General features: G+C 59.5%; 18 protein-coding genes, 4 tRNA genes and 1 other RNA gene. 2 read left to right on the forward strand and 21 right to left on the reverse strand.

The features are described 5' to 3' along the window. Positions 1 to 212: 212 nt before the first annotated feature. The 21 genes from HQL56_01235 to HQL56_01335 form a co-directional block, all read right to left on the reverse strand. Positions 213 to 2,252 carry a sodium-translocating pyrophosphatase gene (locus HQL56_01235; GenBank protein MBF0308139.1) on the reverse strand — a complete coding sequence of 680 codons (2,040 nt, stop codon included), beginning with the start codon at positions 2,250 to 2,252 and terminating at the stop codon, positions 213 to 215. Between the two features lie 66 nt (positions 2,253 to 2,318). Further along, positions 2,319 to 2,960 (reverse strand): adenylate kinase, encoded by a 642-nt coding sequence (locus HQL56_01240; GenBank protein MBF0308140.1) that lies wholly within the window; start codon positions 2,958 to 2,960, stop codon positions 2,319 to 2,321. 3 nt (positions 2,961 to 2,963) lie between these two features. Then, positions 2,964 to 3,281 carry a succinate dehydrogenase assembly factor 2 gene (locus HQL56_01245; GenBank protein ID MBF0308141.1) on the reverse strand — a complete coding sequence of 106 codons (318 nt, stop codon included), beginning with the start codon at positions 3,279 to 3,281 and terminating at the stop codon, positions 2,964 to 2,966. Positions 3,282 to 3,284: 3 nt separating this feature from the next. Further along, positions 3,285 to 3,920: a pentapeptide repeat-containing protein gene (locus HQL56_01250; protein MBF0308142.1), complete on the reverse strand. Its 636-nt coding sequence runs from the start codon at positions 3,918 to 3,920 to the stop codon at positions 3,285 to 3,287. 430 nt (positions 3,921 to 4,350) lie between these two features. Continuing rightward, positions 4,351 to 5,226: a 2-oxoacid:ferredoxin oxidoreductase subunit beta gene (locus tag HQL56_01255; protein MBF0308143.1), complete on the reverse strand. Its 876-nt coding sequence runs from the start codon at positions 5,224 to 5,226 to the stop codon at positions 4,351 to 4,353. Further along, positions 5,223 to 6,941, reverse strand: coding sequence for a 2-oxoacid:acceptor oxidoreductase subunit alpha (locus tag HQL56_01260; protein ID MBF0308144.1), 1,719 nt, complete (start codon positions 6,939 to 6,941; stop codon positions 5,223 to 5,225). The genes HQL56_01255 and HQL56_01260 overlap by 4 nt, the downstream gene beginning before the upstream one ends. Positions 6,942 to 7,005: 64 nt before the next feature. Next, positions 7,006 to 7,881, reverse strand: a complete 876-nt coding sequence (gene sucD, locus HQL56_01265; protein MBF0308145.1) for a succinate--CoA ligase subunit alpha — start codon at positions 7,879 to 7,881, stop codon at positions 7,006 to 7,008. A gap of 3 nt (positions 7,882 to 7,884) precedes the next feature. After that, positions 7,885 to 9,051 carry an ADP-forming succinate--CoA ligase subunit beta gene (gene sucC, locus HQL56_01270; protein ID MBF0308146.1) on the reverse strand — a complete coding sequence of 389 codons (1,167 nt, stop codon included), beginning with the start codon at positions 9,049 to 9,051 and terminating at the stop codon, positions 7,885 to 7,887. Between the two features lie 120 nt (positions 9,052 to 9,171). After that, positions 9,172 to 10,860: an FAD-binding protein gene (locus tag HQL56_01275; GenBank protein ID MBF0308147.1), complete on the reverse strand. Its 1,689-nt coding sequence runs from the start codon at positions 10,858 to 10,860 to the stop codon at positions 9,172 to 9,174. A 30-nt stretch (positions 10,861 to 10,890) separates the two neighbouring features. Then, positions 10,891 to 11,631 (reverse strand): 2Fe-2S iron-sulfur cluster binding domain-containing protein, encoded by a 741-nt coding sequence (locus HQL56_01280; GenBank protein ID MBF0308148.1) that lies wholly within the window; start codon positions 11,629 to 11,631, stop codon positions 10,891 to 10,893. 290 nt (positions 11,632 to 11,921) lie between these two features. Then, positions 11,922 to 12,716 (reverse strand): hypothetical protein, encoded by a 795-nt coding sequence (locus tag HQL56_01285; protein ID MBF0308149.1) that lies wholly within the window; start codon positions 12,714 to 12,716, stop codon positions 11,922 to 11,924. A gap of 98 nt (positions 12,717 to 12,814) precedes the next feature. Then, a complete protein-coding gene (locus HQL56_01290) occupies positions 12,815 to 14,443 on the reverse strand; it encodes a thiamine pyrophosphate-binding protein (protein MBF0308150.1) in 1,629 nt (542 codons plus the stop codon). A 70-nt stretch (positions 14,444 to 14,513) separates the two neighbouring features. Further along, entirely contained in the window at positions 14,514 to 16,526 is a 2,013-nt protein-coding gene (locus HQL56_01295) for a 2-oxoacid:acceptor oxidoreductase family protein (protein ID MBF0308151.1), read from the reverse strand. Between the two features lie 141 nt (positions 16,527 to 16,667). Then, complete coding sequence (gene recR, locus HQL56_01300) at positions 16,668 to 17,273, reverse strand: recombination protein RecR (GenBank protein ID MBF0308152.1); 606 nt, start codon at positions 17,271 to 17,273, stop codon at positions 16,668 to 16,670. Between the two features lie 18 nt (positions 17,274 to 17,291). After that, positions 17,292 to 17,612 (reverse strand): YbaB/EbfC family nucleoid-associated protein, encoded by a 321-nt coding sequence (locus tag HQL56_01305; GenBank protein ID MBF0308153.1) that lies wholly within the window; start codon positions 17,610 to 17,612, stop codon positions 17,292 to 17,294. Continuing rightward, positions 17,609 to 19,306, reverse strand: a complete 1,698-nt coding sequence (gene dnaX / locus HQL56_01310) for a DNA polymerase III subunit gamma/tau (GenBank protein ID MBF0308154.1) — start codon at positions 19,304 to 19,306, stop codon at positions 17,609 to 17,611. Before dnaX ends, HQL56_01305 begins: the two co-directional genes overlap by 4 nt. 138 nt (positions 19,307 to 19,444) lie before the next feature. Continuing rightward, an RNA gene (ffs, locus tag HQL56_01315) (signal recognition particle sRNA small type) lies at positions 19,445 to 19,542 on the reverse strand. Positions 19,543 to 20,100: 558 nt separating this feature from the next. After that, positions 20,101 to 20,191: transfer RNA gene (locus tag HQL56_01320), tRNA-Ser, on the reverse strand. A 42-nt stretch (positions 20,192 to 20,233) separates the two neighbouring features. Further along, positions 20,234 to 20,644 carry a nucleoside deaminase gene (locus tag HQL56_01325; protein MBF0308155.1) on the reverse strand — a complete coding sequence of 137 codons (411 nt, stop codon included), beginning with the start codon at positions 20,642 to 20,644 and terminating at the stop codon, positions 20,234 to 20,236. Continuing rightward, on the reverse strand, positions 20,641 to 21,420 hold the full coding sequence (locus HQL56_01330; GenBank protein ID MBF0308156.1) for a hypothetical protein: 780 nt from the start codon (positions 21,418 to 21,420) through the stop codon (positions 20,641 to 20,643). Before HQL56_01330 ends, HQL56_01325 begins: the two co-directional genes overlap by 4 nt. Before the next feature lie 173 nt (positions 21,421 to 21,593). Further along, positions 21,594 to 21,683 (reverse strand) — tRNA-Ser (locus HQL56_01335). A gap of 158 nt (positions 21,684 to 21,841) precedes the next feature. On the opposite strand from HQL56_01335, the gene HQL56_01340 reads away from it, so the two are divergent. Both HQL56_01340 and HQL56_01345 read left to right on the forward strand, forming a co-directional pair. Beyond that, a tRNA-Ile gene (locus tag HQL56_01340) sits at positions 21,842 to 21,918 on the forward strand. A gap of 29 nt (positions 21,919 to 21,947) precedes the next feature. Continuing rightward, a tRNA-Ala gene (locus HQL56_01345) sits at positions 21,948 to 22,023 on the forward strand. The last annotated feature ends 242 nt before the right edge of the window (positions 22,024 to 22,265 follow it).

The following is a 22,265-nucleotide window of genomic DNA, read 5'->3' on the forward strand; positions in this document are numbered from 1 at the left end:
ATGATGGTCCCCAGACCCCTGCAATAATGCAAAAATGAAACAGAAACGGAATGATCTCTTCCGCTAACCGAGGTTACCCGCTTCCACCCCCTCGAGAAATACCACAAAAAAACGGACTCCGCAGGGAGTCCGTTTTTTTGTGCGACATTCTTGGGCTGCCCCCGTCGGACCTTCGCCCATACAAGGTCCGACGGGAGAGTTCAGACCGATTGTCAGATGATCAGAGCCACGATCAACAAGGCCACGATGTTGGTGATCTTGATCATGGGGTTCACGGCAGGACCGGCGGTGTCCTTGTAGGGGTCGCCCACCGTGTCGCCGGTGACCGCCGCCTTGTGAGCCTCGGAACCCTTGCCACCGTGATGGCCGTCCTCAATGTACTTCTTGGCATTATCCCATGCACCACCACCCGTGGTCATGGAGATGGCCACGAAGATACCGGTGATGATGGTGCCCATCAGCACGCCACCCAGGGCCTTGGGGCCCAAGGTGAAACCAACCAGAATCGGGGCCAGAACCGGCAGCAGGGAGGGTACGACCATCTCCTTGATGGCTGCCTTGGTCAACATGTCCACGGCTTTGGAGTAGTCGGGACGCGCTTTGTGCTCCATGATGCCGGGAATCTCGCGGAACTGACGGCGCACTTCCACAACCACGGCACCTGCAGCCCGACCCACCGCTTCCATACCCATGGCCGCGAAGAGATAGGGCAGCATGCCACCGATGAAGAGACCGACAATCACCTCATGATGGGACAGATCAAACGTGAAGCCCGCAGGCAGACCGTGGGTATAGTCCGCGAAGAGGACCAGAGCGGCCAGACCGGCGGACCCGATGGCATAGCCTTTGGTCACGGCCTTGGTGGTGTTGCCCACCGCGTCGAGAGGATCGGTGATGTTGCGGATCTCCGGGGGCAACTCGGCCATTTCCGCGATGCCACCGGCATTGTCGGTGATGGGGCCGTAGGCATCCAGTGCCACGATGATGCCCGTCATGGAAAGCATGGAGGTGGCCGCCACGGCAATGCCGTAAAGCCCGGCCAACTCATGAGCGCCCAGAATGGCCAGACAAACAGCCAGCACGGGGGCGGCAGTGGCCTTCATGGAAACGCCGAGGCCGGCAATGACATTGGTGCCATGGCCGGTTTCGGAAGCCTTGGCGATATCGCGCACCGGCTTGTATTCGGTGGCGGTGTAATACTCGGTGATCACCACCATGGCGGCGGTGAGAACCAAACCGATCAAGGCACAACCATAGATGGCATTGACGGTGTAGGGAACGCCTTCACCCTTCATCAGCCAGTTGGTGACGGGGTAGAACAGAATGGCCGAGATGGCGCCGGAAACGATCAAGCCCCGATAGAGGGCGTTCATGATCTTGCCACCCTCCTCACCCTTGACGAAGTAGACGCCAACGATGGAGGAGATGATGGAGATGCCACCCAGGGCCAGAGGATAGATCAGGGCATTGCCGAAGAAGGGCATTATCAAAGCGCCCAGGATAATGGCAGCCACAACGGTAACGGCGTAGGTTTCGAAGAGGTCGGCAGCCATACCGGCGCAGTCGCCCACGTTGTCGCCCACGTTGTCGGCGATCACGGCCGGGTTGCGCGGATCATCTTCCGGAATACCGGCTTCCACTTTACCCACCAGATCAGCGCCCACATCGGCACCCTTGGTGAAAATTCCACCACCAAGACGGGCGAAGATGGAGATCAACGAACCACCGAAGGCCAAACCCACCAGAGGTTTGAGGATTTCGGAAGTGGAGAGATCCACCTTGGAACCGCTGCCCGGCAGCAACATGGCCATGAACAGGGCCACACCCAACAGGCCCAGTCCGACCACCAGCATGCCGGTGATGGCGCCACCCCGGAAGGCCACCTGCAAAGCGGCATTCAGTCCACCCCTGGCGGCTTCGGCGGTGCGCACGTTCGCCTTGACGGAGATGCTCATGCCAAAGAAACCCGCCGCTGCGGAAAGAAGCGCACCGACTGCAAAGCCAAAAGCGGTGGTGATGCCGTTGGCCATAGCCAAAAGGACGAACAGAATGGTGCCGACGTAACCAATGGTGGTGTATTGCCGCTTCATGTAGGCCTGGGCACCCTCTTCAATGGCCCCGGCAATCTCTTGCATTCTTTCTGTGCCCGGACTCAGACCCAAGATCCACTTTCGGCTCCAGAAGGCGTATCCCACCGCCGCCAAACCCGCCAAAATGGCGAAGTTCAGCCCTCCGCTTGAATAAGTTACCATCCTTTCGTCTCCCCTGTCCGTCTGAACTGCGTGATCACGATTCCTGAGATCTTTCCTGACGCAATACTAGCCCAAAATGGCACACAGCTCCTCATAGACCTTTTCCATGTCCTGCATGCCATCAACGCTACGGAAATTGCCACCCTTCCGATAGTAATCCAAAAGAGGCGCGGTCTGGTTGTGGTACACATGCAACCGGTTGCGCACCGTGGCTTCGGTATCGTCGGCCCGCTGGGTCAACGTTCCGCCGCACTTGTCGCATACCCCGGCCTTGGCCGGAGCCTTGAACTGGGTGTGATAGCCCTCGCCACACTGAGAACAGGTCCAACGCCCGGTGATCCGATTCACCAAGGCTTCGTCGTCGGCCCGAATGTCGATGACGCAATCAATCTTCTGCTGCCGCTCCGAAAGCATGCTGTCCAGGGCTTCGGCCTGGGGCACGGTACGGGGGAAACCGTCCAACAGAAAGCCCTTCTGGCAATCCGCTTCCTTGGTGCGATCGGCGATGATGCCAACCACCACGGAGTCCGGCACCAAACCGCCACTCTCCATGGCCGCCTTGGCCTTCAAGCCGACTTCCGAGCCCGCCTTCACGGCCGCACGCAGCATATCGCCGGTCGAAAGCTGCACGATTCCGTAACGCTCGGCAATACGTCGTGCCTGGGTTCCCTTGCCTGCTCCGGGAGGCCCCATGAATATCAATTTCATCTGTCAACCCTCCAACGCAATTTCCGATTTTCCTTGAACCGACCTCATCCGCTCTTCGCGGTAACCCTCCAGCCAGAAAAGGGCCTCCACATCCAGATCCCCCGGAACCTGGCGGATCCCCGTCAACCAGTCCAGCAAGTCCGCATCGGGATGTTCCAGCACCCGCAACAGGCGGCTACACTGTTTTGCATCCAGTTTTTCCCGCTCCACCGCCATGAACCGGGACAGCACCTGTTCCATTTCCGCCATGGAGCGGCGACTGGCCTGGAAGGCCAGCCGGCGTCTCAACCCGTCGCCATCCACCTCAGCAGGGTCTGGCATCGCCTACTCGCCGTCAAAGGTAACCAGTTTTTTGCTCCAGTCGATGTCGGAAAGCACCACCCCATCCCACGGAGAACGGCCATAGTACATGACCCCCTCCGTCTTGACATCTTCAAAATGGGCCGATATCAAGCCGGTCTTGCGAAAATCTCCCCCGGACAGGTCGCAGCCGACAAAGCGGGTGTCCGTCAGGTTGGAATCGCGCCAGACCGCAGTGGTCAGTGCGGTCTCCCGGAATACCGCTCCGGAGAAGTCGCTTTCCAGCATCTGGGTAGCTCGCCACTCCCCGCGCTCGAAGTGAGCCTCCCGCAGATCACTCAACAACAGACTGGCCCCGGAGCCGATAACGTCGACAAACCGGCAGCCAGCCATCTTCACTCTCTGGAAAAAGGCCCCTTCCAGGTGAGCGCGGGAGAAATCGCATGCCGACAACTCGGAATCCTGAACATACAGAGAGGACATTCTGGATTCCAGGAAAAGACCACGACGCACCACACTGCCGGACAGATTGGCGCCGGTCAGATCCATTCCCGAAAAATCGACACCCGAAAGGTCCATGAAGGTCAAATCGGCATTGCGTAATGTCGCGGGCTTGCCAAGGGCCTCCAAAAGGGACTCCCGGCTGGAGATTCGTTTCACATATACCTCGCGAGGGAACAAAGGCCGTAAACCGCAACGTCCGCCGTCGGCAATCGTCTCCGAACCGTAACCCGTCCGTGGATGAAAAGTAAATGAGCCGACTTGCCAGCGCAATGATTTTCCCACCACGGCGCAGCGGAAATATCCCACACCACCTTACATACGACCAAACCCTCCACTTCGACCTATCATTTCAGTCAATCACTAAAAACTTCAAAAATAATATTTTGAAATTTAAATGAATTGCGACCCGAACGTCAAAAGACAGAACATTTTCTTTTTTTACCTTTTAAAAGAATAAACTGTTAATGCTCAAAATGTTCAGCGAATTCCGCCACTTGGTTGAGGGCGTCACCCAACGCCACGGCTCGACAAATAAAAAGCTCCTGGAAGCCGACAACCCGGCCTCCAGGAGCGCAAAGCTTGCGAATCAGGGACGGGAAAGATTGATGATCTTATTGAGATCGTAATCGGGGCTACCGCCGACCCGAGTCACGAACTCCGCCACCCGCTCATCCAGCGTCGGGCGCTCGACCTGATAAAGCAGACCGATGGGAGCCTTGCCATTGGGACGGCGTGCCAGTTCCATCGCCTTGCCCAAATCCTTGGTATCGTGACCCGCCGGAATCTCCTCCACCAGGTCGCGATAGTACTGAATGGTGCAGATCGGGTTGAAGGAGGGGCACTGGGAGAAGATGTTGACGTAGGAGAAGCCCTTGTGTTCCATGGCTCCCTTGATCAACTCGGCACACAGTTGCGGCTTGCCGGCAAAGGCCTGGGCCACATAAGTCGCCCCGTAGGTCAACATGTACAGAATGGGATCCATGGGATCGTCCGGACCGCCATATGGCGTGGTATACGCTTTCAATTCCGGAGGAGATGTTGGGGAGTACTGCCCCTTGGTCAATCCATATATGCTGTTGTCATACAGCACATAGGTCATATTGACGTTTTTGCGCGCCATGTGAGGCATATGGCCCCCACCGATGGCAAATCCGTCCCCGTCGCCACCGGTCACCAGAACCTCCAGGTCCGGACGTGCCAGTTGGGCTCCGGTGGCCACGGCGCCAGCCCTACCATGCAGCGTGTGCATTTTATAGGACTGCATGAAGTAGGGGGTGCGGGAGGAGCAGCCGATACCGGAGATGGCCATCAACTTGGACGGATCGACGCCCACTTCCGACAAGGCCCGGTAAATCCCGTTGAGAATGCCGTGGTGACCACAACCGGGACACCAGACCACCGACACCTCGGACTTGTAATCCTTCGGCTTCAACTCGACTTGATGGAGGGCAGCGGAGCTCATTTCAACACCTCTTTGGCTTTCTCGACCATCTGGGCGGGGGTGAAGGGCAGTCCCTCGCAAATGGTGAACGGAATCGGTTTTATGGAGGTTTCGGAGCGGATGAAGTGGGACAATTGCCCCTGGAAATTGACTTCCGGAACCAGGATCTTTTTGCAGGTGGCTGCAAAGGCTTCATATTGAGCCACCGGCATGGGCCACAGCAGTTTGGGGTAGAAGCCCTTCACCTTGTAGCCTTCCGCCCGCAGACGGGAGATGGCTTCCCGAGCGACACCGATGGTGCTGCCCCAGGTGATGATGCCCAGATCCGCCTCGCCCTCACCATCGACTTCCGTAGGCTTGCAATCGTTGACCACGTTGTTGATCTTGTTGAAGCGCTTCTTCATCTGAGCCGACCGATTGGCCGGAGAGGTGTTCGGCGCTCCCGTTTCACCGTGTTCCAGGCTGGCTGCGACATACATGCCGTTGGGCGTACCCGGATCGGTGATCGCGGAAATACCGTCGTCGGTGATGGAATAGCGCTTGAACGTGCCCTCTCCATCCCAACGTTTGCGGTTGATGATGGTGTAGCTCTCCGGCTTGGGTGCCGGAACCGTCTGGGTGGAGAAGGCCAGGGAGCCGTCGGAAAGCAGGAGGACGGCCGTTTGATACTTCTCCGCCAGATTCAGGGCATCCACCGTCATGTCGATGCAGTCCTTCACGTCCTCGACCGAGAGGACGATGCGGGGAGCATCGCCGTGAGCGCCATGAATAGCCAGGAACAGGTCCGACTGCTCATGCTTGGTGGGCATGCCCGTGGAGGGACCACCGCGCTGAACATCCACCACCAACACGGGAATCTCGCTCATGTAGGCCATGCCAAGCATCTCGCTCATCAGGGCCAGACCCGGACCGGAGGTGGAGGTCATGGACTTCTTGCCGGCATAGGAAGCACCCACCACCTGGGAAATGGAGGCAATCTCGTCTTCCGCCTGAACCAGCGTACCGGCCGTTTTGGGAATATGGGTCGCCACATACTTGGCCACTTCCGTGGCCGGGGTGATGGGGTAGGCCGCAAAAAACTGCAGCCCGCCCAGAATGGCCCCCAACCCGACCGCATCGTTGCCGGAGATGACGATCACGTCCTTGGCGGGACGCGGATCCTCCACCCGCCAGGGGTCGGTCTTCTTGGCCGCCAATCCCAGGGCCTTGCCCCGCTCGAAGGCCTCAAGATTCAGATTGAGAATCTCTTCACCCTTCTTCTTGAACTTTTTGGTCAAGACCTCCTTGATGGTGGCCTCGCTGATGTTGAACAGCACCGAAAGCGCCCCGATGGCCACCATGTTCTTGGAGCGGTAGGACTTCATCTCCTTGGCGGTCTGGGACATGGGGATGGGGTAGGCATGAACCCCTTCGGGAATGGCATCCGGTTCGAAATCGCCGCCCGGATAGTCGTAGACGAAAGCCGTTCCGGGGGTGAGGAGATGCTTGTTCATCTCGTAGGCTTCGCCATTGAAGGCGCAGAAGACATCAAAGGTGTCCCCTTGATTGTAAACCCGCTCCGGACTGGTACGCACCTGATACATGGCGTATCCGCCCTTGATCTCCGCCGGAAAGGTCTTGAAAGTGTAGACTTCCATGCCCGCCCTGGCGCAGGCGGCGGCGATGAAATCGCCGGTGGAAATGATCCCCTCCCCGCCCTCACCCGCTACCCGGATGATAAGGTCATTCTTGGTCATGCCATTACCCCTTTTTGTTCTGTCATTCTTTGTAGTCAGTCGCGAGAAGCAAACCGGGTGAGCATCAGCCCCCCAAAGCCTTCTTCACCGTGATGCCGATATCCGCCGGAGAACGGGCGATGTGGACACCCGCCGCTTCCAGCGCGGCGAATTTTTCCTCAGCCGTGCCCTTGCCCCCCGAAATGATGGCGCCCGCGTGACCCATGCGCTTGCCCTTGGGAGCCGTGGCTCCGGCGATGAAACCGACCACCGGTTTGGTTACATGGGCCTTGATGTAGGCCGCCGCCTCCTCCTCGGCGGTTCCGCCGATTTCACCGATCATGATCACCGCTTCCGTCTGCGGATCCTTCTCGAACATGGCGAGGCAGTCGATGAAGTTGGTGCCGTTGATGGGATCGCCACCCAGCCCGACGCAGGTGCTTTGTCCCAGCCTGACGGCGGTGGTCTGGGCAACCGCTTCGTAGGTGAGGGTGCCTGAGCGGGAAACGACGCCCACACGACCCGGAAGATGGATGTGACCAGGCATGATTCCGATCTTGCAGGCTCCCGGAGTGATCACTCCGGGGCAGTTCGGCCCCACCAGACGGGTCTTGGATTTATCGGAGAGGAAGCGCTTCACCCGCACCATATCCAGAACCGGAATGCCCTCGGTGATGCAGACCACCAGCCGAATGCCGGCGTCTGCGGCTTCCATGATGGCATCGGCGGCGAAGGCCGCCGGAACGTAAATGACCGATGCCTCGGCCCCGGTCTCCTTCACGGCGTCATGCACCGTGTGGAACACCGGCAGACCCAGATGGGTGGTGCCTCCCTTGCCGGGAGTCACCCCTCCCACCATACGGGTTCCGTAAGCGATGGCCTGTTCGGAATGAAACGTGCCGTTGGCCCCGGTGAAACCCTGACAGATAACCCGCGTCTCCTTATCGACCAGGATAGCCATGGATCAATTCCCCTTGATGGCGGCGACCACTTTCTCAGCGGCCTCGTTCAAATCGTCGGCAGAGATGATCGGCAGCCCGGAGGCGGCCAGAATCTCCTTGCCCTGCTTGACATTGGTCCCTTCCAGGCGAACCACCAGGGGCACCTTCAGGGCAACATCCCTGGCGGCGGCCACGACACCCTCGGCAATGACATCACAACGCATGATGCCGCCGAAGATGTTGACCAGAACCGCCTTGACGTTGGGATCGGAGAGAATGATCTTGAAGGCCGCCGTAACCCGGTCGGTCGTCGCACCACCGCCCACATCCAGGAAGTTGGCCGGGCTGCCCCCCTTGAGCTTGATGATGTCCATGGTGGCCATGGCAAGCCCAGCCCCATTGACCATACAGCCGATGGAGCCATCCAGGGCGATGTAGTTGAGATCGTACTTGGAGGCCTCCACTTCCTTGGGATTCTCTTCGTCGAAATCCCGCAGCTCCTCGATATCCTTGTGGCGGAAGAGGGCGTTGCTGTCGAAGTTCATCTTGGCATCCAACGCCATGACTTCGCCTTCTTTGGTCACCACAAGTGGATTGATCTCGGCCAGAGAGCCGTCACAGCTTTCGAAGGCATTGTAGAGGCCGGTCATGAACTTGACCGCCTTGCCGACCTGTTTGCCTTCCAGCCCCAAACCGAAGGCCAGTTGCCGCGCCTGGAAACCCTGGAAACCCACCGCCGGGTCGATGGCCACTTTCAGGATCTTTTCCGGAGTGCGGGCGGCGACCTCCTCGATTTCCATGCCACCTTCGGTCGAAGCCATCATGGTGATGCGCCCGGTTCCCCGATCCACCACCATGCCGAGATAAAGCTCACGGGCAATGTTGCAGCCCTCTTCCACATAGATACGGCGCACCACCTTGCCCTGCGGGCCGGTCTGTTTGGTCACCAGGGTCATGCCCAGGATCTCCTTGGCCCGCTCCCGCACTTCCGCCACGGACTTGGCCACCTTGACACCACCCCCCTTGCCCCGACCACCGGCATGAATCTGAGCCTTGACGACGAAGACATCGCCACCCAGCTCCCGGGCGATAGCTTCCGCCTCGGCCGGCGAGTAGGCGACCCGTCCCCGAGGCACCGCTACGCCGTAACGGGCCAGGATCTCCTTGGCTTGATATTCGTGAATATTCATGACTCCTCCAACCCCGAGTGGCTTGACCACATCTCAAAAGGAAACACCGCGTGTCGCAACTATACCTGAACCGTTTCCACGAATCTTCCCTTCATCTTCACCTCGAAAGGAGCGACCGGCTCAATTCCCTCCCGAACCACGTCGCCGTGGGGTGGGTCCGAAAGGATCCTTCCTTTTTTCTTTCGTCTCCGCAAGGGGGTACTTCGGCAGCAACACCGGCCCCGTGACGCTACGGGAAACCCCTTCACTCTCCAGCACCTCCAGAAACGGCTCCAGATGCCCAAGCCCGGGAGCGCCACCCCAGCCGTTGTTCCGGGCCATCTCCGCCGCCGCCCCGCCCGCCTTTTTGCCGAAGACGAGGATTTCCAGCAGGGCGTTTCCCATCAACCGGTTGCGCCCATGCACCCCTCCCGTCACCTCACCGGCGGCAAACAGACCCGGCATGTCGGTGCGCCCATCCACATCGATCACCACCCCCCCGTTCTGATAGTGCAGTGTGGGATAGGCCAGGAGGGGAACTTCACGAATATCGATGCCCTTGCGGGAAAATTCCTGGAATCGACCGGGAAATTCTTTTTCGATGGTGCCGCGTCCATGCAACAGATCGATCAGGGGAATGTCCAGCCAAACCCCGACGCCCCCCCCCGGCGTTTTGACGCCATTCTGGAATTCGACACACTCCCGGATGATGGCCGCCGTTGTTACATCGCGCGGCTCCAGGGAGTAGACGAATTCATCCCCGTGACGATTCAGGAACGGAGCCCCCAAACCCCGGAATTTCTCGGTCAGCAGCAGCCCGGCCTTCTCTTCCGGAAAGGCGATTCCCGTGGGATGGTATTGACAATACTGCAAATCCCGCAGAGGCAAACCGGCGCGGTAGGCCATCACCAAACCGTCCGCCGTGGCCCCGTAATGGTTGGAGGTGGGAAAGCCCTGCAGATGCAGCCGCCCGAATCCCCCGGTTGCCATGACCACGGCCTTGGCTTTTACCACCAGGGAGCGGGAGGCCTTGAGCAACTGTTCCCCCAGGACACCGACCGTGCGACCGTTTTCGTCCGTCAGCAACTCGACCGCCGCCGTGAACTCCAGTACCCGGATGCCAGGATAGCTTTCCGCTTTGTCCCGAATGACCCGCATCATCTCCAAACCGGTCACATCGCCCGCCGCATGCAAGCGTTTGCGGGAAGTTCCCCCGCCGTGACGCACGATCATACGGCCCGTGGGATACTTGTCGAAGAGCATGCCCAGCTCTTCCAGCCAGCGCAGCACCCGGGGGCCCTCCCGAACCAGCACCTCCACCAGCGCCGGATTGTTGGAAAAGTGCCCACCCCCCAAGATGTCCAGATAGTGTTGTACCGGCGAGTCGCACTCCTGGTCCGCAACCTGAATGCCCCCCTCCGCCATGACCGTATTGGAGTCGCCGTGGCGCAATTTGGTCAGCATCAGCACGCTGGCCCCCGCCTCGGCGGCAGCGATGGCCGCCGCCGTACCGGCGCCGCCTCCGCCGAGTATCACCACATCGGCGGCGTAATCCGCCTCCAACGGGGCTCCCACCCGGTCGAGAACCGATTTGCGAGGCCACGATTCCAGGCAGTTGGCCAACTCGACCGGAACCTCCTGTCCCTTCGAAGCCCCGGCACGGAGTTTTCGTTTGCCGTCCGGCGAAAAATCGGGATGAAACTCCTCCAGCCAGGCTTTACGATCCGCCAGGGTCAGCGATGGAAAGGTTTCTCCCCGACGCAACCGAGCCAAACGGGCATCCCGGGTCTTTTCAACCTGCCGAATGGACTCTCGCAAGGCGTCCGGCATTTTTGCAAAGCTGGCCCGCATTCCCATCCCCTAGATCAACAGACTGCGGTCTTCCGGCAACCAGGTACCGGGTGGCGCATCGTCAGGCTCGCGTTCCCGACGCTGATACAACATCTGCAGGTCCGCCGGATCCATATGTTGCAAACGGCGAAAGACCCGATTGAGTTCCGGCCGCTCCAGACGCTCGATAGCCCGACTCAAATGGTCGGCCCTCGGCACTTCCCAACGACCGTGCAGACGTCTTGCCGCCAGGGCCACATTGGGCTGGGAGATACGGGACGGGCAACGCAAGGCACAAACCTGACACTGCACGCAGACAAACGACTCGCGCCCCGCTCCGTGCAAGTCGCCGCGTTTGATCATGCCGACATAGCCCATGACATCGATGCCCATGGGGCACAGGCGGGTACACTCCCCGCACATGATGCAATGATTGACTTCAGGATAGAGGTTCACCACCAGGTAGGCGGGAGACTCATTCTCACCGGGAACGACTTCATGGCCCATTTTCTTCTGCGGAAAATAGGGCAACGGCATGATTTCCATGCCATCCTTGACCATTTCCTGGCACATCAGCGCCGAGTGGAGTTCCGGCTCGCCTCTCAGGCGATAGAGGATGCCGCACGCCCCGCAAACCCCTCCACGACAACCCACACCCCGGATGAAGGAGAGCCCGGCCTCTTCCAAAGCCACCAGCACGGTACGTCCTTCGGAAACCCGGAAGGTTTCTCCGTCGTAGATCAGCGTGATCCGACTCCCTTGGTTGCTCATGGCCTGTATGTCCCCGCCTGCGAAGGCAGAACCTTTCCGGCAGTCTTCCCGGGTCTATTTCTGAAAATGATGGCCGCGCTCTACTCAGGCGAGTGCATTAAAAATAATAAGGGCGCATAAGGCAAGAGCGCTTCTGCATCCGCAGACGAAAAACCTCGCAGCCGGGGACTTCGACTGCGAGGTTTCGAAAGGAGACCTAAGAGATGAAATCAAGCCATCAGCCTATGTATTTCCTGATCAACTCACCAGAAACAAACAGATAGAAGGCATGGAAGGCCACAACCTAAACTTCAGACGCAGTCTTCCAAATCTTTAAGCAGTGACTGCGCATTGGAGACCCGATAATTACGCATCGCTTCTCCACACGATTTTGCCCGAATATTGGCTGCCTGGTAGTCCTCCAACTCCTGATTAAACACCGGATGTTCGGGTTCTTCATGATAGGATTCAACCAGATGATGCAATTGCCCGACAAGATTCTTCAGATGCTCAGGCCGGTAGGTGCGCATGAAGTCGGAAAGAAAATCCAACTTCTCATGGCTGAAAGAGTGCTTCTCCCCCATGATGCGCAGGCACCCTTCCAGAATCGCCTTGGATTTGACATCCCTCCAGGCACGTCTTCTCGCCGTGCAACGCGCCCGCTGATGCCCCCCCGGCGGCACGACCGCCAGAATCAACTCATTGATTTCCGGTGTAACCGGCGCTTCCAGATTCAGCAGCCGAAGGTAACGCGCCAGAACGACTTCCGGGATCACCAGCCGCGCCGTCTCGCGCCCCAGATAAACGGGGCAAAAGATCCGTTCCCGAACCATCTGGTGCAACAAATCCAGACGGAATTCAACCAGAATGCCCTCCAGCGGCATGAAGCGCTCACAGGCCTCCCGATCCGAAATCGCCGGGGTGAACATGCCCGCGAACATGAATTCGATCTCGTAATCTTCCAGGCGGGCCAGACATTGGGTGGTGAAGCCATCCAGGGGATTGTCCAGATTCAAATAACCCGCCATTTTACTGATGGCGGAGGTTTTCATGCTGCGTGGTCGGGTGAGCTGATTCCGTATTTCCTGACGCAGGTCTTCAATCATTGAAACACGCCTCCTAATTCCTCCAAAGGCTTATTGACGCCCAACACGGTTAGCGCCTTGAGGCTGCGGTCCGAAAACCGCAGCCTCTTCCAGGCACCTCATCCGCGACCAGCTTCCTGCATGGCTTTGACATCCAGGTTTTCCACCCCGGCCAACTCCTGCAGCAATCGCCAGTTATCCAGCCGATCTTCCTGGGAACGCAACAACACGGCACTGGGCTGCCCATCTTTGCTGAAATGTTTTTGAAACCGCCCTTCGGAACGCGCGAAGGCCAGGAAGTCAACCTTGTCCTCCCCTTCCTTGGTCTTACGGAAATGCCAGTCCCGCTTGACGGAAGGATTCCCCTGCAGCGAAAGGCGGGAGGCCAGGGTTCTGCCGGCATCGGGATTGTAGATAAACACCGGAAAAGCCCGGGATTCCACGGCCAACATGGCTTGCCGGCAGGAGACGTCGTCCGCCACCTGATGCTCCGGCTGGCAGGTGGTATAAACATTGATCAGAGCCGGTCCCTGAAACTCAAGGGCCTGCTCCACCGCCTTGTAGAAATGGCTGATCATGGGGCCGACCGTTTGGGCCACGAACACCCGCGGATGCATCAGGGCAATGTTGGCAATCTCCTTGCGTCGCTCCAGTTTTCCGGCCATGGCGGTGCCGTGGATGGACATCTTGGCATCCTGACCAATGAAGGTGGCCGTCGATGCTTGACCCCCCGTATTGGAGTAGACCTGGGTGTCCATAACCAGTACCTTGATATTCATCCCGGAGGTCAACATGCGTGACAAAGCCTGGAATCCAATGTCAAGCATGGCCCCGTCCCCACCGAAGGCCCACAACTGGTAGTTTTCGCGGTCCGTTTGATCCCAGTGGGCGCGAATACCCATGGCCACGGTCGGCGCGTTTTCGAAAAGGGAGTTGACCCACGGCACCCGATAGGGATTGTAGGGGTAGGTCGAGCCATAAACCGTATTGCATCCCGTCGCCGCCACGATGCCATAGTTGGAACCGCACTTCTCATGGGTCATGGCCAACAACTGCCGGATCACCGAGGCCTCGCCACAGCCCATGCAGGACCCGGCCCCTCCGACATACTGGTTGGCATCGCCCCGCAGCATGATATCCACCTTGAGGCGGGGATTGATGTACTCCTCGGGCGTATTGGGAGTCCGTTTGTAGAAATCCCAGCAGGCGAAGTAGTTCGGCAGGTTGTCGCGGGTCTTCTTGATCATCTTGAGGGCGTTGTTGTCCCCACAAGCCACCACGCACTCCCCGCAACCCTTGCATTTGGTGGGGTCGATGAAGATGCCGAACAGAGCACCTCCCGGTCCCTCCCCTTTTTCCTTCTTCTTCTCGTAGGTCCCCCAAAACTTGGTGGTGCGCACCATCTGGGTTTTCAGGAGATCCTGATCCCTTTCCGGCATGCCCGCCAGATGCTCTTCGGCAACCGGTTGGGGAAGCACCTTGCCCCAGATGGCCGAATCCGGGCAGTTCTGCACACACTCCATGCAGGCCACGCAATTCTCGGAGATGTATTCGGGAAGATCCGGGGCGATGTAGGAAAAGTCCCGAAAAGAGCCCGTTCCGGCCGGAACCGTGGAACAAGCCACGAAGGCATCGGCCGGCTGCCCCGACCCTCTCCCCGAATTATAGGCATCAACCACCGCCCGGGCTCTCTCGGCATCGTACCACCGGGGTGTCGCTTCTGCATAAACCTTGACGTGTTCTTTCATGTTCGGACTCTCCAACCGGATTCGTTTCGCGAAATTCGCGTCCCTGTTCAGGAAACCGCGTCCGGTTCAGTTAGATAAAGAAGGCATTCACATCCTTGCCCTTGGCATCCCACTCGGCCTTGCCCTGGGCAAGAACCTCGGGAGCGGTGGCAACCATGATCTCTCGGGTCACTTCCATGACGCGGTCGTAACCATGGCGGACTGCCTCCAGATTGTCCTTTACGACCCGCTCTCCCCGCTTGCCGAAATACTTTTGCAGGGGCTTGCGCACCGCTTCAAAAAGAGTCGCCTCGTCCATGCCGGCATTCTCCCGGAAGGGGGTCACTCTCAGGAACACCCCCAGAAGCACCACACCCTGGAAGCGCTGAATCAACGAGGTGTCACTCAGGCACGCTTCCCGCGCGATGGCGATGGTATCAACCCCGAAGAAGCGCACCCGGTTTTCCACCATGAAGTACTTGGCGTAAGCCGGAAGCGATTCCCAGAGTCCTTGAGGCGTGGTTTCATCCGTATGCTGGAAGATGATGCCACCCTCCCCCAGTCCGACCAGGGGATTGCCCATGAACCAGGTCGTGGGATCCATGAGGGGCACGAAATCGACGTGCTGCAACTCGCAGTGGGTCAGAATCTTGCCCTTGGGGGTGACCGTCAGATAGGTGTTGGTGGGCAGTCCCTTCTTTTCGGAACCGTACTTCGGAGCCGCCTGCACCTTGAAGGAGAAGATGTCTCCCAGCATGGTGGCGATAACCTTGTTGGTGGTCACCGAACCGAAACCACCCACCGAATGTCCCCGCACCGAGAAGGAGCCCTTGGGGCGCACATCCGGTTCCTCTTCGAGAGGCAGACTGGTTTCGTGGTCGATACCCAGGGAGAAGTAGCGCTTGCCCTTCCCCACCCCGGCCATCATGTTGCGAACCACCGCCAGGACATGTCCGGGGGTGACATCGCGGGACCCCAAACCTCCGCTTCCGGAAAAGACCACCGGCATGCGGCTCATTCCGGGATATCCCGGAAGCCCCATCATCGCCTTGGCCAAGGAGGCTTCCACATCCCGGGTCAAGGGATTGTCCACCAGGGTGGGAATATCGCAACGCTCGATCACCGCCACGGCCTGGCAATTTTTCAGGGCCTCGACGATCTGCTTCTGGGGGAAAGGCCGGAAGCAGGTTACCACGACCACTCCCAATTCGACCCCGAGCCGCTCGCGCACCTGATCGATGGCGGAACATGCGGTCTCCGCCAGCGTACCCATGGCCACGATGGCGAACTGGGCCTTTTCCATGTTGATCGTATCGACCATGCGGTAGTGTCTGCCCGTCAGGCGATAATACTCCTCCATCGACTCTTCGATGATGCCGGGGAGCCGGTCGTAGAAGTGGCGCTGCCCGACCTTGCCCTGCATATAGGCGTCCTGGTTTTGCACCACACCCATTTGCAACGGGGTCTTGGGATCGAACATGGCCCGCATCTTCTCACGCGGGTCACCCAGGAACTGCCGGATCAGTTCGTCCTCCGGGAAGTTGAGATTTTCGATGGTATGCGTGCCCAGAAAGCCATCCTGAACATTCATGAAGGGGGTCATGCCCGCCTCGGAGGCCCGTCTGCCGATCAGGCAAAGATCCGCCGATGCCTGGACGCTGTGGGCGAACAGGATGCCCCAACCGCAATCTTCCACACCCATGACATCATCGTGACCGGCGTGGACGTTGAGCGCCTGGGAGGTCAGAGCCCGGGCACCCACATTCAATACCTGGGGAAGACGTTTTCCGGCAATGGTATAGAGAACCTCCTTCATCAGGATCAGTCCCTGACCGGAGGTGAAGTTGGTCACCCGACCGCCGGCGAGGGCAAATCCTTCACAGGCGGAGGCGGAGGAGTGTTCCGATTCCAGCTCCATCCAGGCCAGTGACTTCCCCCACACATTGTGGAAGCCGTTGGCTACCGCAACCTGATAGAGTTGCCCCATGATCGTGGAGGAGGTGATGGGATAGGCAGCCGCCCCATCGGTTGCCCGGGTCTCTACGTAAGAGACTGCGTCGGACCCGTCGCCGGTACCGGGAATGCCAGGAAAGGGAAACGTCATGTTTGCGTCATTTTTCTGCTTTGTCATCCAAGCAACTCCTTGGTTTCAGTCGGAAACTCCGATCAAGGATTCCGTTCCTGCGCCGCCTTCAGGTGCCGGGTCCCACCAAACAGAACGTACTTCTCTGCATACTTTCCCTTTTCAGTATTCCCGGCGCCAGGCCAAGGCCTGATACACCGTCGATTCATCAAGGTATTCCAATTCCCCCCCCATTGGTAATCCATAGGCCAGACGGGTCAGGCGCACGCCACGACTCTGCGCCAGGTGGGCGATGTAATGCGCGGTTGCCTCTCCGGCAACGGTCGGGTTGGTGGCCAGAATCAGTTCGTCAATCTCTCCCCGATCCAGGCGCACTTCCAAAGCCTGCACATGCAACTCCTCCGGCCCAAGACCCTCCAAAGGGCTGAGATGACCTCCCAGAACGTGATAGACCCCCTGGAATATCCCTGCCCTTTCGATGGCCATCAGGTCGCCCGATTCCTCGACCACACAGACGACCTTGCCATCACGTGTTGGATTGTTACAAACCCAACAAAGTTCCTCTTCCGCCAGGTTGAAGCAGATCCGACAGCTCCGGACCCGCTCCCCCATCGTCGCCAGCGCCGACACCAGGGTATCGATCTCCCCCCGCCCCTGGCGCAGCAGGTGATGCACCATGCGCTGGGCGCTTTTGCGACCGACCCCCGGAAAGCGCGACAGCAGCAACGCCACCCGATCCAGGGATGGCAATCCCGGTATCCCCTCCATGCCCCGGGACATCGGTCGCTACATGCCCAGATCGAGTCCGGGAAGCTTCATGCCACCGGTAACACTGCTCAGTCGTTTCTGGGTCTCTTCCTGAATCTGCCGCATGGCGTCGTGGAAGGCCGCCGCAATCAGATCTTCCAGCATCTCCACCTCCTCGGGATTGACCACGGAGGGTTCGATGCGCACCCGTTCCACCTGATTGCGACCGTTGATTTTGACTTCCACCATGCCGCCGCCCGCCTGGCCGGTGACCACCATGGCGCCAAGCTCCGCCTGGACCTTGGCCATCTGACCCTGCATCTTTTGGGCTTCTTTCAACAGATTTCCAAAGTTTTTCACAGCTTACCCCCGGATCGAGTGGTGTTATCGGACAAGGGCTCCACTGCCTGCAGAGATCCCCCCAACATCTTTTCCACCATGGCGCTGGCCGGGCTTTCGGCCACCTTCTGCCGTATTACGTCCCGTCTCTCGCGTTCCTGACGCATTTCCGCTTCGCCAAGGGTTTCGGGTCTGGCTGCGGTTGGGGGGTCGTTCACCTCGACCCGCCAGTCCTTCACCCGCAGGTCCACCAACAATTGCCGCACCAATTCTTCCAACCGGCGTGGCGTGCCGAAGATGGCATCTTTCAAACTCAGACGCAGGCAGGCAGCCTTTTTATCGGATTCCAGGGGAAAATCCACACAAAAGACATGTTCCTTCAGTTTGAGCCCCAGGGTGGGATTGACCCGGAAGGCTGCGGCCACCAGCTCTTCCCAGGAACGCCAGGTTTCGGCAGGCGACTCTTCCCCAACCTCGGGGGCCACGTCGACCGGCCCGGATAACGAAGGCTTCGCGGGTCGATCCGCTTCTTTCGCCCCCACCGGCGGAGGCGGACGTTGGGTATCCAGCCGGATGATTCCGGGAGGCTCCGCCTCTCCGCGGCTAACCACTCTCTCGCCGGGAACCGCCGGATGTCCGCGCAGAAAACTGTCCAAATCGGGAATGGGCCGCAAATAAGCTGCGCGCAAGAGTACCATTTCCAGGGCCTGATGGGGTACCGGCGTCATGCGCAAATCGCTCACGCCCCGCAACAGCACCTGGTAAACCATCTGCAGATGTTCCAGGCTCACCCCTGCCGCGCTCCGCCTCTCCCGTTGCAGCAGCAAACTCCTGGAAGCCTGATGAAAGGTTTGCAGCAACTCGCCCAACAACAACTCGGGATCCTGACCGGCTTCGTACATCTCCTGCAAGGTCCGGAGCAACACCTCCCCGCGCCCGGACAGGATATCCCGGGCCATGCCTTCAATGCATTGGGGATCGGTCAGGCCGAGCAGTTCCCGCACCCCGTCGAAAGAAACCCCGCCTTCCCCGTGAGCCGCCACCCGGTCCAACAGGGTCAGTCCGTCCCGAACGGAACCGTCCGCCGCGCGAGCCAGGGCGGCAAGAGCCGGTTCCTCCCAGGCGATGCCTTCCTGATCCAGAATATGGACGAAATGACGTTGCAGCACTTCCCGCGAAACGCGGCGCAGGTCGTAGCGCTGACAGCGACTCACGATGGTTGCCGGAATCTTGCGCAATTCGGTGGTGGCAAAAATGAATTTGACGTGAGCCGGCGGCTCCTCCAGGGTCTTCAACAGCGCGTTGAAGGCCGCCAGGCTCAACATATGCACTTCATCGAGAATATAGATCTTGAAGCGGGAGAGAACCGCACCGTATCGAACCGTTTCCAGAAGCTCCCGCATCTGCTCCACCCGTGTCCGGGATGCCGCGTCGATCTCCAGAATATCCGGATTGGAACCGGAGAGGGTTTCGCTGCAGGAGGGACAAACCCCGCAGGGGGCATCGGTAATGCCGGTTTCGCAGTTCAGGCACATAGCGAGCAGGCGCGCCAGGGTGGTTTTGCCCACACCCCGGATGCCGGTGAACAGAAAAGCGTGGGATAGCCGACCGCTGGAGAGGGCGTGTCGCAACGATCTCACGACGGGTTCCTGACCTACCAGGGTATCGAAGGTGCGCGGGCGCCACTTCCGGGCCAGGACCACGTAGGCGCTCATCTCAACCCCTTCCCTCTGTCGAAACAGCCCTCGTTCGGGGAATCGACGCCCCAACAGAAGCCAGTTTGACGGAGAGTAGCGTGGTGGAGTGCATGAGACTGAACGTGAGCCCCAAGGGAGAATGAGGGAAGGGGCGGCTCCGGCCAGGAGACTTGCGGCACCCGAAGGATCCCGCTACCGTTGCTGCCTTCCGGCCCTGGCGGGGTTTGCGGGTCTTCGTCGCGCAAGGCCTGGCCATCAACGCCGCCCGCAACGATTATGCGGTTTTCCTGATCGCGCCAGGGCACCGCCTGATGAACCTGCCATGATGATCCACTGCCGGGAAGTGACTGAAATCCGCCCGGACTTCTTTTGCAAAGCAGAATATCCGAACTCGCCAACACAAGCAAGGGATCCTTTCCTACGGTCCGGCATCTTTCCTTCGACTGCCATCCGCGAGGGCCAGATCCGGCCAACACGCCTCCGCAAGCACCGACCTCGAATAATCCCGTCTCATTCATAAATTTCTGCTGCAACCTGACCCGGATCGCGCGCCAGGACAGCGTTGCGCTCGCTCGACGATCCTCACCGTGGATAACGGCCATGGTTCCGCTCGTCGAGGCGTCGCGCGCTGACGCGCCCTGACCGGTTTCGCGACGAAATTTATGAACAAGACGGGATAGTGAACGAGCCCGAACACCGAGCCGAGACAAGGGGGAAACAGGTGAGAGAATCTGGAATGGAGAAGGAGCGGTACCGGAAAAGCCGGACTGGACCCCGCCGTCAAGACGGTTTCGGCGGAATGGCAACGGGGATGGCGGAGAGAGAGGGATTCGAACCCTCGGTACCCGGTTAGGATACACACGCTTTCCAGGCGTGCACCTTCAACCGCTCGGTCATCTCTCCGTACCCGTTACATGCCATCATCGACGGCATCCAGCTATTAGATCAGGATTGGCGGCGATTCTCAAAGAAAAATCGCATGCAGGCCCCACACCAGTGGGCCAATTCGACTCCGCAGGCCTCCACGGGTTCCGAATCTCCGGGGAAACGGACCGTTTCGACCCGGCTCAAGGTCAACGCTGCAGCACAGAGCGGGCACGGTTGGGTGGTGACCGTCACCTGCGCCCCACCCAGTCGGTAATTGCCGACCCGTGTCGCCGTGCGTCGTAACAGTGCCACTTCGGCATGCCCCAGGGGGTCGTGTTCGCCACGGCTGACATTGGCCCCGGAGGCCAGGCAGCGGCCCCAGGGATCACGCAAAATCGCCCCGACCGGAACTTCTTCCCGCTGGTTTCCTTCCAAAGCGCAGCTCAAGGCCAGGAGCAGATCCCCGGATCCGGGAGCCAGCCAGTTCAACGCTTGGCCTTGCCAGGTGGGGGCGATTTTTCGTCCAGGGTCTCCACCGTGACCCCGACGCGGGGAAGCACCACGTTCCCCTCGCGAACCTCGGTAGCGGATTCCGCCCGCTCCTCCCGACTGCTGCCGGGGAGCAGTTCGTCGCCATCTTCGCTGGGGGGCGGGCCTTCCGGTTTGCCCGGTGCAGTGCGCGTGGGAACCTCTCCGGTGCGCAGGGCCTCGCCGATGAAGGAGATGTCAAAGCGTGGGTGATCCCAGGCGGTCTGACTCACGTCCCGGGAAAAGAGCCAACCTTCATGAAGCATCTCTCCGGTCTGATCCCGCATGATGACCCAGACCGCGGGATTGACATGGCCCTCCCTTCCCCGCAACGCCATGCCGTCACCGATCAACAGGCTGGGCTCGAAAGCCGTTGCCTCCAGGGTACCTCCCCAGGGGGCCGCGACTTCTTGAGAAATGCCGATTTCGATGGTATTGACCTGAAGGGTGCGCTTGTCCAGCACCAGGAACCGCAATTTGGCCCCTTTGTTGCGGGCGGCCATGTCCGGCGTCGGCACGGCCTGGAAGCGCTCCGCATGGGGAGCCAGCGGCAGACGGGGGATGCCCTCCGTCGGTTCGTTGCCGCTCTCCTGGCCGACGGCGACTTCCACACGGCGTTTTGTGGGTTCTTCGAAGCAACCCTGCAGGCCCAACAGGGCGAGAGCGGTCACCAACAGACGCGGCCCGCGCCATGGCAACCCCTTGTTCGCAGGGAAGTCTCCCTCAAGGCCTACCATGCACTCAGGCTCCTCGCGGCAACGATGTCCATATCCGGTATGGTGGAGTGTGGAAACGGAGCAGGAGTCCGCTATGAAACGACTTCCGGATCGATACGTCCGGATCCCCCCCCACCGGTCTGCCGGCGGGATTCGAAGCGGCAATCCGGAACCCGGGGACCGTGAGGAAGGGGTGGCGGAGAGAGAGGGATTCGAACCCTCGATACCCTTACGGATATAACACCTTAGCAGGGTGCCGCCTTCGGCCACTCGGCCATCTCTCCAAACCTGCATCGCCTAGATTGAACGAGGGGGGTGGGATGTGTCAAGGAGCAGAATCCCCTTTCATCCCCCACTGCAAATTTCTCTTGCCTTTAGCGACAGGATCCTTGACAAGCTTCCGGCCATGCAGTAAGAAATGACGCCTTCGCAGCGGCTGTACGGGCCTATAGCTCAGATGGTTAGAGCACACGCCTGATAAGCGTGAGGTCAGTGGTTCGAGTCCACTTAGGCCCACCACCGTTCAGCTTTCCGGGGTCCCGATTCAGGGGGGTGTAGCTCAGCTGGGAGAGCACCTGCTTTGCAAGCAGGGGGTCATCGGTTCGAGTCCGTTCACCTCCACCAAATCCTCCTTCCAAGCGTCCCCAAAAGCCTTCAAATCGGTCAAAACAGCCTGATTTGCAAGGCTTTTTCTTTGCAACCACCTTTCAGAAGCTTTCATAAGGTTCCGTGGAATGCCAACAAATTTGTTGGTATATTCGTTGGCATGTCGATCCGGAGAGGATGGGATCCCGACAATGGGGTAGGCCATCCGTACCGGCACGGCCAGGGGCCCGCCCTTCACCCCGGTCAGGATTTCACCCGGC

It is taken from the genome of Magnetococcales bacterium, assembly GCA_015231925.1.
Lineage (GTDB): Bacteria > Pseudomonadota > Magnetococcia > Magnetococcales > JADGAQ01 > JADGAQ01.

What these genes read in the sequence shown, in the direction of transcription:
- HQL56_01235 (MBF0308139.1), bottom strand. Translation starts at nt 2,252, where the DNA reads ATGGTAACTTATTCAAGCGGAGGGCTGAACTTCGCCATTTTGGCGGGT.
- HQL56_01240 (MBF0308140.1), bottom strand. Translation starts at nt 2,960, where the DNA reads ATGAAATTGATATTCATGGGGCCTCCCGGAGCAGGCAAGGGAACCCAG.
- HQL56_01245 (MBF0308141.1), bottom strand. Translation starts at nt 3,281, where the DNA reads ATGCCAGACCCTGCTGAGGTGGATGGCGACGGGTTGAGACGCCGGCTG.
- HQL56_01255 (MBF0308143.1), bottom strand. Translation starts at nt 5,226, where the DNA reads ATGAGCTCCGCTGCCCTCCATCAAGTCGAGTTGAAGCCGAAGGATTAC.
- HQL56_01260 (MBF0308144.1), bottom strand. Translation starts at nt 6,941, where the DNA reads ATGACCAAGAATGACCTTATCATCCGGGTAGCGGGTGAGGGCGGGGAG.
- sucD (MBF0308145.1), bottom strand. Translation starts at nt 7,881, where the DNA reads ATGGCTATCCTGGTCGATAAGGAGACGCGGGTTATCTGTCAGGGTTTC.
- sucC (MBF0308146.1), bottom strand. Translation starts at nt 9,051, where the DNA reads ATGAATATTCACGAATATCAAGCCAAGGAGATCCTGGCCCGTTACGGC.
- HQL56_01275 (MBF0308147.1), bottom strand. Translation starts at nt 10,860, where the DNA reads ATGCCGGACGCCTTGCGAGAGTCCATTCGGCAGGTTGAAAAGACCCGG.
- HQL56_01280 (MBF0308148.1), bottom strand. Translation starts at nt 11,631, where the DNA reads ATGAGCAACCAAGGGAGTCGGATCACGCTGATCTACGACGGAGAAACC.
- HQL56_01285 (MBF0308149.1), bottom strand. Translation starts at nt 12,716, where the DNA reads ATGATTGAAGACCTGCGTCAGGAAATACGGAATCAGCTCACCCGACCA.
- HQL56_01290 (MBF0308150.1), bottom strand. Translation starts at nt 14,443, where the DNA reads ATGAAAGAACACGTCAAGGTTTATGCAGAAGCGACACCCCGGTGGTAC.
- HQL56_01295 (MBF0308151.1), bottom strand. Translation starts at nt 16,526, where the DNA reads ATGACGTTTCCCTTTCCTGGCATTCCCGGTACCGGCGACGGGTCCGAC.
- recR (MBF0308152.1), bottom strand. Translation starts at nt 17,273, where the DNA reads ATGGAGGGGATACCGGGATTGCCATCCCTGGATCGGGTGGCGTTGCTG.
- dnaX (MBF0308154.1), bottom strand. Translation starts at nt 19,306, where the DNA reads ATGAGCGCCTACGTGGTCCTGGCCCGGAAGTGGCGCCCGCGCACCTTC.
- HQL56_01330 (MBF0308156.1), bottom strand. Translation starts at nt 21,420, where the DNA reads ATGGTAGGCCTTGAGGGAGACTTCCCTGCGAACAAGGGGTTGCCATGG.